Annotated in this window: 1 pseudogene; it reads left to right on the top strand. The window is 29.4% G+C overall.

The window, feature by feature from the left end:
- Positions 1 to 32 precede the first annotated feature (32 nt).
- Positions 33 to 340 (top strand): annotated as a pseudogene (locus IU405_RS00355) (glycosyltransferase family 1 protein); the annotation flags it as partial.

Genomic DNA, 340 nt, shown 5'->3' with positions numbered 1-340 from the left:
TATACGTAAATCCGCCAATGTTAAGGTCTGTCATGAAAGAGCAAAAAGATAAAGAATCTATTCAAAAAAGAATCCGAATAAAAAATGGTGAAGAAGATGATCTAGTAGAAATTGGCCCAAATCTTTGGAATTTATACCCAAAAACTCTTGTTGAATCTATTAATTGGATTCCTATACATAGCGTATTTAAATTTCTAAATAAAAGAAATACTGTTAGTTATGCAGAAGATATTAAATCCGCAACTCAAAGATTACAGTTTAAAAATACCATTTTGTTTAACGACAGTTCTATGTTTTTAGGGCTTCATTTGAAAAAACTTTTACAACCAAAAACCTACGC

This window comes from Polaribacter sp. BAL334 (assembly GCF_015767435.1).
Lineage (GTDB): Bacteria > Bacteroidota > Bacteroidia > Flavobacteriales > Flavobacteriaceae > Polaribacter.
This window is presented reverse-complemented; position numbering and strand designations above follow the sequence as displayed.